Genomic DNA, 12,097 nt, shown 5'->3' with positions numbered 1-12,097 from the left:
TGTTTTTTGCATTTTTGTTTGGTTAACGTTGGGATTTGTTACAACCGGGAAGCATCGCGCTGCCCGGTTGTTTTCAGGGAGAGTCTCAGGACTTAAAGCCAGCAGCCGTCATCAGTAAACGAAAGAACATACCGACGGCGGCCAGGGCCAGCACGCTGCCACCCCAGAGGATCACTAGCCACATCAGGCGTTTCCAGATTGATTGTTGCATCAATGATACCCCTCACCATGTTGAACTTTGCCGCGGAAAACGTAGTAGCTCCAGGAGGTATATACCAGGATTATCGGGATAATCAGTAGGGCGCCAACCAACATAAAGCCCTGGCTTTGCGCTGGCGCGGCTGCCTGCCAGAGCGTAATGGACGGCGGAATAATATGCGGCCATATGCTGATCCCCAGACCGCTGAACCCAAGGAAGATCAATCCCAACGTCAAAATAAACGGTAGTGCATGGCTGTGTTGTTGGTCCAGTGAGCGCCACAGCCACATACTGATCAACAGCACCAGCAGCGGAACCGGCATCAGGAACCACAGGTTGGGCAGGCTAAACCAGCGCTCGGCAATCGCACTGTGCGCCAGCGGCGTCCACAGGCTGATAATGGCGATAACAACCAGCATCGCCAGCAGCAGTTTTTTGGCCACGCGGCGCATTTTATCCTGCAACGGATTTTCGCTTTTCATCACCAGCCATGTTGCTCCCAACAGGGCGTAGGCCACGACCAGCCCAACACCACAGAACAGCGTGAACGGGGTCAGCCAGTCGAAAGGACCGCCGCTGTAGCTGCGTCCGGTGACAGAGAATCCGTTAAGCACGGCACCTACCACGATGCCCTGAGTGAATGTCGCCAGAATTGAGCCGCCGAGAAAAGCTTTATCCCAGAATGGTCGATGTGCTGGCGTGGCATTAAAGCGAAACTCAAAAGCGACGCCGCGAAAAATCAGGCCGAGCAGCATCAGGGTTAGCGGGATCGTCAGCGCATCGACAATCACTGCATAGGCCAGGGGGAAAGCGCCGAATAATCCGGCCCCGCCCAGTACCAGCCACGTTTCGTTGCCGTCCCATACGGGGGCGACGCTATTCACCATCACATCACGGTCATCAGCATCCTGAATTGCAGGGAACAAAATGCCGATACCGAGATCGAAACCATCCATCACGATGTACATCAACGTGGCGAACACGATAATGACAAACCAGATAACTGATAAATCGATACCCATTAGCGGTGAGCCTCCGGTTGAGAATCAAGAACTGCAGCAGAAAGCGGTCGTGCAGGCGTGCCGGATGGCGGCGTTGACGGATCATCTTCCTGTGGCCCTTTACGGATCAGGCGAATCATGTAGCTGTAACCGACGCCAAACACTGAGCTGTACACCACAAAGAATGACAGCAAGCTGATGCTCATATGTAGATCGCCATGCGCGGATACTGCATCTGCGGTACGTTGCAGACCGTAGACCACCCACGGTTGACGGCCAACTTCAGTGGTTACCCAGCCAGCCAGTATGGCAATCAGACCGGAGGGACCCATCCATAATGCAAAACGCAGGAAAGGACGTGAGGTGTATAACCTCTGCTTGTAACGTAGCCGCAGGGCGATCGTGCCCAGCAGGATCATCAGCATGCCTAGCCCTGCCATAATGCGAAACGACCAGAACACCATGGTTGAGTTGGGTCGATCTTCTTTAGGAAACTCTTTTAGGGCCGGGACTTGTTTATCCAGGCTGTGGGTCAGGATCAGACTGCCCAGCGCCGGGATCTCCAGTCCATAGCGGGTACGCTCCTGTTCCATATCCGGCCAACCGAACAGCAATAGCGGAGTAGGTTCACCGGGCGGATTTTCCCAATGTCCTTCAATCGCCGCAATTTTTGCCGGCTGGTGTTTCAGCGTATTCAAACCGTGCATATCACCAATCAATGCCTGTAACGGGGCGACGATTAATGTCATCCACAGCGCCATTGAAAACATAGCGCGAATAGCTGGCGTATTGTTTCCGCGCAGCAAATGCCACGCCGCAGAAGCCGCGACAAATAACGCGCTGCTGAGGAAGGCGGCTACAGACATATGCAGCAAACGATAAGGGAATGAGGGATTGAAGATAACGGCGAACCAGTCGACGGGAACAACCTGCCCATTAACGATTTCATAGCCTTGCGGCGTCTGCATCCAGCTGTTGGAGGCGAGGATCCAGAAGGTAGAAATAATGGTACCCAGTGCAACCATACAGGTCGCGAAGAAGTGCAGGCCAGGGCCCACGCGATTCCAGCCGAACAGCATTACTCCAAGGAAACCCGCTTCGAGGAAAAAGGCGGTTAACACTTCATAGGTCAGTAGCGGTCCGGTGATGCTCCCGGCGAACTCGGAAAAACCGCTCCAGTTGGTGCCGAATTGATAGGCCATCACCAGCCCGGAAACCACGCCCATACCAAAGTTTACGGCGAATATTTTGGACCAGAAATGATATAGCGAGCGCCAGGTGGGATTTTTCGTTTTTAACCATAGTCCTTCGAGCACTGCCAGATAACTGGCGAGCCCGATGGTAATGGCCGGAAAGATAATGTGGAAGGATACCGTAAACGCGAACTGGATCCTCGCCAGGTGAAACGCGTCAAGACCGAACATGCTTAACTCCGCAGGCAAAATTGATTTGGCGCAATTCTAAGCCTGGGAAGCAATGGAGGGCAGAAACAGAACAGTTCTTTTTAACCATAACAGTTGTAGCGTTGTTATAGGTTGGCCGGGTTGATATGAAATCTGGAGGCTGGATTCCTGTTATTAAATAGCATCCTCCCCACGCTAGTGATTTTGCGTTATTAATAGCAAGATAATTAAAAGTAATCATTAGTGTTTACTTTTTGTGTATAATAGACGACAGGGAGGCGCAGTGAAGCAAAGTGAGTTCAGACGCTGGCTTGAATCTCAGGGAGTTGAAGTTACAAACGGCTCAAATCATCTGAAGTTGAGGTATCAGGGAAGGCGTAGCGTTATGCCCCGGCATCCTGGTGATGAGATAAAAGAGGCCCTGCGAAAAGCGATCCAAAAGCAGCTTGGCTTACAGTAATCATCATCTCTATAAGGCTGACTATATGAGAAATTTTGAGAAAATTATGCGTTATCCCGTTAATCTAATACCCGCCGTGGAAGGTGGGTTCATGGTGTCTTTTCCGGATATTCCTGAAGCATTGACTCAGGGAGAAACTCGCCATGATGCTTTGCAGGCTGCGCAGGCCGCATTGGTCACCGCTTTTGAATTCTATTTCGACGATAACGAACCGATTCCTTTGCCTTCATCGGTTGTCGCTGGCGCTGACTATGTAGAAATACCACTGAGCGTTGCGTCTAAGGTTCTGTTGTTAAATGCCTTCCTTGAATCGAATATTACCCAGCAGGAGCTGGCAAACAGGATCGGCAGGCCTAAGCAGGAAATCACTCGCTTATTCGATTTAAAGCACGCGACAAAAATTGATGCTGTGCAGATAGCTGCCCGCGCTTTAGGAAAAGAACTGTCGGTAACGATGTTATAAAACTGTTAGCTATAACAGTTATAAAAAATGTCTTGATTATGTAAACTGATATACACAGTGGTTGTCACCAACACCGGTAATCAGGACGAAACATGAAAAAGTACCAGCGGCTGGCAGAGCAAATTCGCGAGCAAATCGCGTCTGGCGTATGGCAACCCGGCGATCGTCTGCCTTCTTTGCGTGAGCAGGTGGTCAGCAGCGGGATGAGTTTTATGACCGTTGGCCATGCCTATCAGTTGCTGGAAAGCCAGGGCCGGATTATTGCCCGGCCACAGTCGGGTTACTATGTTGCCGCACGTCCCGAACGCGAGCTGGCAGCGCCGCCAGCGCAGGTGATGCGCGACGAAGCGGTGGATATCAACACCTACATTTTTGATATGCTACAGGCCAGTCGGGATGCGTCGGTGATGCCATTTGCCTCTGCGTTCCCTGACCCGCGTTTGTTCCCCCTCCAGCAGTTAAACCGCTCGCTGGCGCAGGTGAGTAAAACGGCCACGGCGATGAGCGTGATCGAAAACTTGCCGCCGGGGAATCAAGAGCTGCGCCATGCCATCGCCCGCCGCTATGCCCAACAGGGGATGACCATTTCACCTGACGAAATTGTGATCACCACCGGTGCGCTAGAAGCCCTCAACCTGAGCCTGCAGGCGGTCACCGAGCCGGGTGACTGGGTAATTGTCGAAAACCCCTGTTTTTATGGCGCATTGCAGGCACTGGAGCGATTACGTCTGAAGGCGCTGTCTGTTGCCACTGATGTTAAAGAAGGGATCGATCTTACCGCGCTCGAGCAGGCATTGCAGGAGTATCCGGTAAAAGCGTGTTGGTTGATGACCAACAGCCAAAATCCGCTGGGGTTTACGCTCAGCGCAGAGAAAAAAGCGCATCTGGTCGCATTACTGGAGAAATATCATGTGATGCTGATTGAAGATGATGTTTATAGCGAACTGTACTTTGGTCGAGAAAAACCGCTCCCCGCCAAAGCCTGGGATCGCAGCGATAGCGTTCTGCATTGTTCATCATTCTCAAAATGCCTGGTGCCCGGATTTCGTATTGGCTGGGTGGCGGCAGGGAAACATGCCCGGCGCATTCAGCGACTCCAGCTAATGAGCACCTTATCCACCAGTTCCCCCATGCAGCTTGCTCTCGTGGACTATTTGTCAACCCGACGCTATGACGCGCATCTGCGCCGTTTACGCCGTCAACTTGCAGAACGCAAACAGCAGGCCTGGCAAACGCTACTGCGCCATCTTCCGGCGGAGGTCAAAATTCACCACAACGACAGCGGCTATTTTCTGTGGCTCGAACTGCCGGAACCGCTGGATGCGGGTGTGCTTAGTACGCAAGCGCTGGCGCACCACATCAGCATTGCGCCGGGGAAAATGTTCTCAACCTCGGGGAGCTGGACGCGTTTCTTTCGCTTTAATACCGCATGGCACTGGGGAGAACGCGAGGAGCTGGCGGTGAAACAGCTTGGAAAATTAATTCGCGAAATGATGAAATAAAATCTAACGCGCTATTCAATATAAAAGAATAGTGCGTTCTTATTTTCGAAATAGAGAATACCGAACCCTGATGTTATTTATATCGGGTGCTACCATACAAAAAATCAATAGTTCTTACTATTGCCACCTCTACGCCTAACTCCTTGTCTATACTCCAGAAGATTAAAAAAGCGGGTCAGAATCAGTAGCGTAATGAGCGTTAGCTCACAACCTGATTAAATTTCCTTGCGCCAGCAGGAACGCTTAGCACACCCCGACTATTTTTAGGAAAGGACATATATTTACGGCAAGGCTGCCGCTCAATATTTTTTCGACAGGAGTAAGATGTTATGAGCAAGCAATTTGCCCTCAGTAGCCTGTGTGCGCTCAGTATGACGCTGATGACTGCACAGGCAGCCGAACCCCCTACATCATTAGATAAACCGGAAGGCCGCCTGGATATTATTGCCTGGCCGGGTTATATCGAGCGCGGACAAACCGATAAACAATATGACTGGGTCTCGCAGTTTGAGAAAGATACCGGCTGCGCGGTCAATGTTAAAACGGCGGCCACATCTGATGAGATGGTCAGCCTGATGGCAAAAGGCGGCTACGACCTGGTGACCGCGTCCGGTGACGCTTCACTGCGTCTGATTATGGGTAAACGCGTGCAGCCGATTAACACTGCACTGATCCCAAACTGGAAAAGTATCGATCCACGCGTGGTGAAAGGCGAGTGGTTTAACGTTGGCGGAAAAGTATACGGCACCCCGTATCAGTGGGGACCAAACTTGCTGATGTATAACACCAAAACTTTCCCAACACCGCCAGATAGCTGGAACGTGGTGTTTGTTGAGCAAAAACTTGAGGATGGAAAAAGCAATAAAGGACGCGTGCAGGCCTACGATGGCCCGATCTATATCGCCGATGCCGCGTTATTCGTTAAAGCCACCCAGCCGCAATTAGGCATCACCGATCCCTACCAACTCACCGAACAGCAGTATCAGGCGGTTATCAAAGTCCTGAGCGATCAGCATGCGCTTATCCATCGCTATTGGCACGATACCACTGTGCAAATGAGTGACTTCAAAAACGAAGGCGTGGTGGCATCCAGCGCCTGGCCTTATCAGGCTAACGCCCTGAAAGCAGAAGGTCAGCCTGTTGCCACGGTATTCCCAAAAGAAGGGGTTACCGGTTGGGCTGACACCACCATGCTGCATAGTGCAGCGAAACACCCGGTGTGCGCTTACAAATGGATGAACTGGTCATTAACCCCGAAAGTACAGGGCGACGTAGCCGCCTGGTTTGGTTCTCTGCCAGTGGTGCCTGAAGGATGTAAAGCCAGCCCGCTGTTGGGTGAAAAGGGCTGTGAAACCAACGGCTATAGCTACTTTGACAAAATCGCCTTCTGGAAAACGCCAATGGCGGAAGGTGGCAAATTCGTTCCTTACAGTCGCTGGACGCAGGATTACATCGCCATTATGGGCGGTCGTTAATTCCGCTGGGGGTTTTATGACGTACGCAGTAGAGTTTCATAACGTCTCGCGTCTGTACGGGGATGTTCGTGCAGTTGATGGAGTGAGTATTGCGATTAACGACGGGGAGTTTTTTTCTATGCTGGGGCCATCCGGCTCCGGCAAGACCACCTGTCTGCGCCTGATTGCCGGGTTCGAGCAGCTTTCAGGCGGCGCAATCACCATTTTTGGAAAACAAGCCAGCGAATTGCCGCCCTGGGAGCGGGACGTCAATACGGTATTTCAGGATTACGCGCTATTCCCACATATGTCGATCCTCGACAACGTCGCTTACGGGCTGATGGTCAAAGGGATTGATAAAAAACAGCGTCACGCCAAAGCCCGTGAGGCGCTTGATAAGGTCGCACTCGGTTTTGTTCATGAGCGCAAACCGTCACAGCTTTCCGGCGGACAACGTCAGCGCGTGGCGATTGCCAGGGCCTTGGTTAATGAGCCACGCGTCCTGCTGTTGGATGAGCCGCTCGGGGCGTTGGATCTTAAGTTGCGCGAACAGATGCAATTAGAGCTGAAGAAGTTACAGCAATCTCTCGGTATCACCTTCATTTTTGTCACTCACGATCAGGGCGAAGCGCTGTCGATGTCTGACCGTGTGGCGGTGTTTAATAACGGTCGCATCGAACAGGTGGACTCGCCGCGTGAACTGTACATGCGACCGCGTACGCCGTTTGTGGCAAGTTTCGTCGGGACGTCCAATGTCTTTGATGCCACGATGTCAGCGAACGTTTGCGGGCTACAGGGGATGTTTTCCCTGCGTCCGGAACACATTCGTCTGAATGATATTGGGGGAGAAGTCCAGGCTCCGGGCGTTATCCAGGCGGTGCAGTACCAGGGCGCGGCGACACGGTTTGAACTGAAACTCGCCGGCGGTGAAAAGTTGCTGGTTAGCCAGGCGAACCTGACGGGAGAAATGCTGCCCTCAACGCTGTCGCCGGGTCAGCAGGTGATGGCATCGTGGTCACGCGACGTGATGGTGCCGCTGGTTGAGGAGAGGTGAATGGCTATGAACGTCTTACCTTCGCCATCGCAACCGACAAATCTGAACAAGATCTCCGGTTTCTTCTGGCGTAATCCGGGGCTGGGGCTGTTTTTACTGCTTCTCGGGCCGCTGATGTGGTTTGGCATCGTCTACTTTGGCTCACTGCTGACGCTGTTGTGGCAAGGTTTTTATACCTTCGACGATTTCACCATGTCGGTCACGCCGGACCTGACGCTGGCGAATCTGCAGGCGCTGTTTAGTCCCGCCAACTACGACATCATTTTGCGTACCCTGACGATGGCGATAGCTGTCACCATTGCCAGCGCGATTCTGGCGTTTCCAATGGCGTGGTATATGGCGCGCTATACCAGCGGCAAAATGAAAGCCTTTTTTTACATTGCGGTGATGCTGCCGATGTGGGCCAGCTACATTGTTAAAGCCTACGCGTGGACGTTACTGCTGGCGAAAGACGGCGTGGCGCAGTGGTTTTTAACCCATCTTGGGCTGGAGCCGCTGCTGCTTTCGTTCCTGACGCTACCTGCTGTTGGCGGCAATACGTTGTCGACCTCAGGGTTAGGACGCTTTCTGGTGTTCGTTTACATCTGGTTGCCGTTTATGATCCTGCCGGTACAGGCCGCGCTTGAGAGGCTTCCGCCGTCACTGTTACAGGCATCCGCTGATTTGGGCGCACGCCCGCGTCAAACCTTCCGCTATGTGGTCCTTCCGCTGGCAATACCCGGTATCGCGGCGGGATCGATCTTTACCTTCTCTCTGACGTTGGGCGACTTTATCGTGCCGCAACTGGTGGGACCGCCGGGGTATTTCATCGGCAACATGGTGTATTCGCAACAAGGGGCGATCGGCAATATGCCGATGGCGGCGGCATTTACTCTGGTGCCAATTGTGTTAATCGCACTGTATCTGGCGTTTGTGAAGCGTCTGGGAGCTTTCGATGCACTCTGAACGCGCACCCTGGTTACTCAAACTGGCGGCATGGGGCGGGGTTATTTTCCTGCACTTTCCCATCCTCATCATCGCCACCTATGCTTTTAATACTGAGGAGGCTGCTTTCAGTTTTCCACCGCAGGGGTTAACGCTGAAGTGGTTTAGCGTTGCGGCACAGCGTAGCGATATTCTGGAATCAGTGACGTTGTCACTTAAAATCGCTGCGTTGTCGACGGCCATTGCTCTCGTTCTGGGGACGCTGGCCGCTGCCGCGCTGTGGCGTAGGGACTTTTTTGGCAAGAGTGCAATATCGCTGTTGCTGCTGTTGCCAATCGCGTTACCGGGGATCATCACCGGTCTGGCGCTGTTGACGGCGTTTAAAACCATCAACCTGGAACCGGGTTTTCTCACCATCGTGGTGGGGCATGCGACGTTTTGCGTGGTGGTGGTGTTTAACAACGTAGTGGCGCGTTTTCGCCGTACCTCATGGAGTCTGGTTGAAGCGTCTATGGATCTTGGCGCCAACGGCTGGCAAACCTTTCGTTACGTGGTGCTGCCGAACCTGGCATCGGCACTGCTGGCAGGAGGGATGCTGGCGTTTGCCTTGTCATTTGATGAAATCATCGTGACAACGTTCACTGCCGGACATGAAAGAACACTTCCTTTGTGGCTGCTCAATCAATTGGGTCGTCCACGAGATGTGCCTGTCACCAACGTTGTGGCATTGCTGGTAATGCTGGTGACTACACTGCCAATTTTAGGGGCCTGGTGGCTAACGCGTGAAGGCGACACTCTCGCCGGAAACGGTAAATAAACGACGATATGGGAAATTGCTATGCAACATCAATTACTGATTAATGGCGAGCTGGTCAACGGTGAAGGTGAAAAGCAGCCGGTCTATAACCCTGCCACTGGTGAACTGATTCTGGAGATTGCAGAGGCCTCAGCCATGCAGGTTGATGCCGCGGTCCGTGCGGCCGACCATGCATTTGCCAGTTGGGGGCAAACCACACCGAAAGTGCGTTCCGAGTTACTGTTGAAACTGGCAGATGCTATCGCGGATAACGCGCAAACCTTCGCTGAGCTGGAATCGCTCAACTGCGGTAAGCCGCTGCACTGTGTGCTCAACGATGAAATTCCGGCCATCGTCGATGTGTTCCGCTTCTTCGCCGGGGCGGCCCGCACCCTGCAAGGCCTGGCGGCCGGAGAGTATCTGGAAGGGCATACGTCAATGATTCGCCGGGATCCGCTGGGCGTGGTCGCCTCCATTGCGCCGTGGAACTACCCGCTGATGATGGCGGCGTGGAAACTGGCTCCGGCGCTGGCGGCGGGGAACTGCGTGGTGATTAAACCGTCGGAAATTACCCCATTGACGGCGCTTAAACTGGCCGAGTTTGCCAAAGATATTTATCCGGCAGGCGTTGTTAACGTGCTGTTTGGTCGCGGTAAAACGGTGGGGGATCCGCTGACCGGACATGAAAAAGTCCGCATGGTTTCGCTAACCGGCTCAATTGCCACTGGCGAACACATTATTCAGCACACCGCGCCGTCAATTAAGCGCACACATATGGAACTAGGCGGCAAAGCCCCGGTGATCATTTTTGATGATGCGGATCTGGATGCGGTAGTGAGCGGCGTGCGAACCTTTGGTTATTACAACGCCGGACAAGACTGTACCGCCGCTTGTCGAATCTATGCCCAGAAAGGCATTTATGACGCGTTGGTTGAGAAACTTGGCGCGGCGGTTGCCAGCCTGAAAATTGGCGCGCCGAACGACGAATCGACGGAGCTGGGACCGGTAAGTTCGCAGGCGCATCTTGATCGCGTGGCCAAAGCGGTCGATGAGGCCAAATCCCTGGGGCATATCAAGGTTATCACCGGTGGTAAAAAAGTGGATGGTGCAGGCTACTACTTTGCCCCAACGCTGCTGGCCGGGGCGAAGCAAGAAGATGCCATCGTGCAGCGGGAAGTTTTTGGTCCGGTGGTCAGCGTGACCGTATTTGATGATGAAGACCAGGTACTGGCGTGGGCGAATGATTCGAAATACGGACTGGCATCTTCCGTCTGGACCCGGGACGTCGGACGCGCGCATCGGTTCAGCTCTCGTCTGCAATATGGTTGCACCTGGGTCAATACCCATTTTACGCTGGTCAGCGAGATGCCGCACGGCGGGCAAAAACAGTCTGGTTATGGCAAAGATATGTCGGTGTACGGACTGGAGGATTACACGATTGTTCGCCATGTCATGATCAAGCATGAGTAACATTTTAAGCGTGAATACCTAATGCGGCACGGATAGCTAAAAATCAGCAAACGGGTGTCTATACTATTCGCGCCACTGGCCTCGTCGCCATCGGACGGCGGTAAGTTGGAAATATCCGCGAGGTCAGGCTAATTAATACGACAAAGCCCCAGTTTAACGCCGGGGCTTTGTGCTTTCAGGTATACCGTCCGGTTATTAGCGGCGCAAGCTGCAAAGCCAGGCGAGTAGCGCACAGACGCTCAGCACCAGCCCCAGTTGTTGCACCATGCCAGCCAATCCCAGCATCATTCCCAGTAACAGGTAATAGCTTAACCCGAACAAAGCACCGGCGGCCCCGGCCTGTTCACGATAGCAACGCAGAGCCTGGCTCAATACATTGGGAATGGCGATACCATAGGCCAGTACCACCCCAAACACCGGTATCAGGATCCATGCAGTATGCTGTAGCCACCACGCCGCCAGACCTGACAACACGGCCAGCGCACAGGCCTGATGTACCAACTGTTCCGGCGTCAGACCTGTCGTTAACAGCCACCGATTCAGCAGGCTCCCCGACAGCGAAGCCAGCGCAAGTAACACTCCTGTCCAGCCAAAGGCTCTGGAACTCCATCCCAACTGCCCGAAAAGAAATGGCGCCAGGCTGTAATAACTAAACAGCATGGTATTTAACAACACGACCAGGATGGCATTTTTCCACAGCTCACCGTCCCGCGCCATACGGGGAAAGAGCACCGTCATCCGTGGGCGGACCGTATTCTCCGGCCTTGTTTCCGGCAAAAGGGTTGCTGTCAGTATGAGCAGTAATATCGCCAGTAAAACAAGGGCAACGAATACACCAACATGACCATAGAAGCTTACCACCCAGCCTCCGCTTAGCAGGCCAAAAACCGGACTCAGTGCCAGCGCGGCACCCATCACAGAAAAGACGCGGGATAGCGTGGTTGATTCATAACTGTCCCTCAACATGGTCTGTACCACGACTGACCCGGCAGCCGCTCCGATGGCTGACACCATCCGCGCCAGTAGCAACACGTTGAAATTGGTGGCAACAATGGCCAATGCACAACCTGTGCTGTAGCAGATAAGTCCTGCCAGCATCGCCCGCCGTCGCCCGATACTGTCGCTCAGCCAGCCCCATATCGTCACACCAACGGCGAAGGCAACAAAGTAAACGGAGAGTGTTTGAGCTGCACGTTCACTGCTGATGTGAAAAGCGCTGGCTATACCTGGCAATGCCGGGCTGTAAATGGTTTCCACCAGTTGTGGGAACATAATCAGTAGAGTAAGGAGCCACAGCGGCGGGCGACGAAGAATATTCATAGCAATATCCGTAGAGACCGAAAACAGGCGGGCATTATTGCTGAAAGGGGT

12 protein-coding genes are annotated in these 12,097 nt (G+C 53.3%); 8 read left to right on the top strand and 4 right to left on the bottom strand.

All coding sequences use genetic code 11. From position 1 onward, the window contains the following. Nucleotides 1-85: 85 nt before the first annotated feature. From FHD02_RS04555 to FHD02_RS04545, 3 genes are read right to left on the bottom strand one after another with little or no spacing between them, the layout of a single operon-like run. A complete protein-coding gene (locus tag FHD02_RS04555) occupies nt 86-211 on the bottom strand; it encodes a DUF2474 domain-containing protein (protein WP_064507023.1) in 126 nt (41 codons plus the stop codon). Next, a complete protein-coding gene (gene cydB, locus FHD02_RS04550) occupies nt 211-1,221 on the bottom strand; it encodes a cytochrome d ubiquinol oxidase subunit II (RefSeq protein WP_137371569.1) in 1,011 nt (336 codons plus the stop codon). Before cydB ends, FHD02_RS04555 begins: the two co-directional genes overlap by 1 nt. After that, nucleotides 1,221-2,624, bottom strand: coding sequence for a cytochrome ubiquinol oxidase subunit I (locus FHD02_RS04545; protein ID WP_137365483.1), 1,404 nt, complete (start codon nt 2,622-2,624; stop codon nt 1,221-1,223). The genes cydB and FHD02_RS04545 overlap by 1 nt, the downstream gene beginning before the upstream one ends. A 262-nt stretch (nt 2,625-2,886) precedes the next feature. Here FHD02_RS04545 and FHD02_RS04540 point away from each other — a divergent pair, with 262 nt between their 5' ends. From FHD02_RS04540 to patD, 8 genes are all read left to right on the top strand, one after another. Continuing rightward, complete coding sequence (locus FHD02_RS04540) at nt 2,887-3,063, top strand: type II toxin-antitoxin system HicA family toxin (protein WP_047411120.1); 177 nt, start codon at nt 2,887-2,889, stop codon at nt 3,061-3,063. 46 nt (nt 3,064-3,109) lie between these two features. Further along, complete coding sequence (locus tag FHD02_RS04535) at nt 3,110-3,526, top strand: type II toxin-antitoxin system HicB family antitoxin (protein WP_137371583.1); 417 nt, start codon at nt 3,110-3,112, stop codon at nt 3,524-3,526. Nucleotides 3,527-3,618: 92 nt separating this feature from the next. Beyond that, complete coding sequence (locus FHD02_RS04530; RefSeq protein WP_220393624.1) at nt 3,619-5,028, top strand: PLP-dependent aminotransferase family protein; 1,410 nt, start codon at nt 3,619-3,621, stop codon at nt 5,026-5,028. A gap of 329 nt (nt 5,029-5,357) precedes the next feature. Then, complete coding sequence (gene ydcS, locus FHD02_RS04525) at nt 5,358-6,503, top strand: putative ABC transporter substrate-binding protein YdcS (RefSeq protein WP_042308274.1); 1,146 nt, start codon at nt 5,358-5,360, stop codon at nt 6,501-6,503. 16 nt (nt 6,504-6,519) lie between these two features. Then, nucleotides 6,520-7,536 carry an ABC transporter ATP-binding protein gene (locus FHD02_RS04520; RefSeq protein ID WP_042308276.1) on the top strand — a complete coding sequence of 339 codons (1,017 nt, stop codon included), beginning with the start codon at nt 6,520-6,522 and terminating at the stop codon, nt 7,534-7,536. Next, the gene (locus tag FHD02_RS04515) at nt 7,537-8,481 is read left to right on the top strand and encodes an ABC transporter permease (RefSeq protein ID WP_220393623.1); all 945 of its coding nucleotides are present in this window, start codon (nt 7,537-7,539) and stop codon (nt 8,479-8,481) included. Continuing rightward, on the top strand, nt 8,471-9,277 hold the full coding sequence (locus FHD02_RS04510; RefSeq protein ID WP_003020204.1) for an ABC transporter permease: 807 nt from the start codon (nt 8,471-8,473) through the stop codon (nt 9,275-9,277). The genes FHD02_RS04515 and FHD02_RS04510 overlap by 11 nt, the downstream gene beginning before the upstream one ends. Before the next feature lie 21 nt (nt 9,278-9,298). After that, nucleotides 9,299-10,726: an aminobutyraldehyde dehydrogenase gene (patD, locus tag FHD02_RS04505; RefSeq protein ID WP_220393622.1), complete on the top strand. Its 1,428-nt coding sequence runs from the start codon at nt 9,299-9,301 to the stop codon at nt 10,724-10,726. 195 nt (nt 10,727-10,921) lie between these two features. Here patD and FHD02_RS04500 read toward each other — a convergent pair whose 3' ends face one another. Continuing rightward, nucleotides 10,922-12,046 carry a multidrug effflux MFS transporter gene (locus FHD02_RS04500; protein WP_220393621.1) on the bottom strand — a complete coding sequence of 375 codons (1,125 nt, stop codon included), beginning with the start codon at nt 12,044-12,046 and terminating at the stop codon, nt 10,922-10,924. Between the last annotated feature and the right edge of the window lie 51 nt (nt 12,047-12,097).

Origin of the sequence: Citrobacter sp. EC_71, assembly GCF_019584005.1 — a bacterium.
GTDB classification, from domain to species: Bacteria; Pseudomonadota; Gammaproteobacteria; order Enterobacterales; family Enterobacteriaceae; genus Citrobacter; species Citrobacter werkmanii.
The sequence above is the reverse complement of the archived record's forward strand: the minus strand, read 5'-3'. Positions and strand labels throughout refer to the sequence as shown.

What these genes read in the sequence shown, in the direction of transcription:
- FHD02_RS04555 (WP_064507023.1), bottom strand. Translation starts at nt 211, where the DNA reads ATGCAACAATCAATCTGGAAACGCCTGATGTGGCTAGTGATCCTCTGG.
- cydB (WP_137371569.1), bottom strand. Translation starts at nt 1,221, where the DNA reads ATGGGTATCGATTTATCAGTTATCTGGTTTGTCATTATCGTGTTCGCC.
- FHD02_RS04545 (WP_137365483.1), bottom strand. Translation starts at nt 2,624, where the DNA reads ATGTTCGGTCTTGACGCGTTTCACCTGGCGAGGATCCAGTTCGCGTTT.
- FHD02_RS04535 (WP_137371583.1), top strand. Translation starts at nt 3,110, where the DNA reads ATGCGTTATCCCGTTAATCTAATACCCGCCGTGGAAGGTGGGTTCATG.
- FHD02_RS04530 (WP_220393624.1), top strand. Translation starts at nt 3,619, where the DNA reads ATGAAAAAGTACCAGCGGCTGGCAGAGCAAATTCGCGAGCAAATCGCG.
- ydcS (WP_042308274.1), top strand. Translation starts at nt 5,358, where the DNA reads ATGAGCAAGCAATTTGCCCTCAGTAGCCTGTGTGCGCTCAGTATGACG.
- FHD02_RS04520 (WP_042308276.1), top strand. Translation starts at nt 6,520, where the DNA reads ATGACGTACGCAGTAGAGTTTCATAACGTCTCGCGTCTGTACGGGGAT.
- FHD02_RS04515 (WP_220393623.1), top strand. Translation starts at nt 7,537, where the DNA reads ATGGCTATGAACGTCTTACCTTCGCCATCGCAACCGACAAATCTGAAC.
- FHD02_RS04510 (WP_003020204.1), top strand. Translation starts at nt 8,471, where the DNA reads ATGCACTCTGAACGCGCACCCTGGTTACTCAAACTGGCGGCATGGGGC.
- patD (WP_220393622.1), top strand. Translation starts at nt 9,299, where the DNA reads ATGCAACATCAATTACTGATTAATGGCGAGCTGGTCAACGGTGAAGGT.
- FHD02_RS04500 (WP_220393621.1), bottom strand. Translation starts at nt 12,046, where the DNA reads ATGAATATTCTTCGTCGCCCGCCGCTGTGGCTCCTTACTCTACTGATT.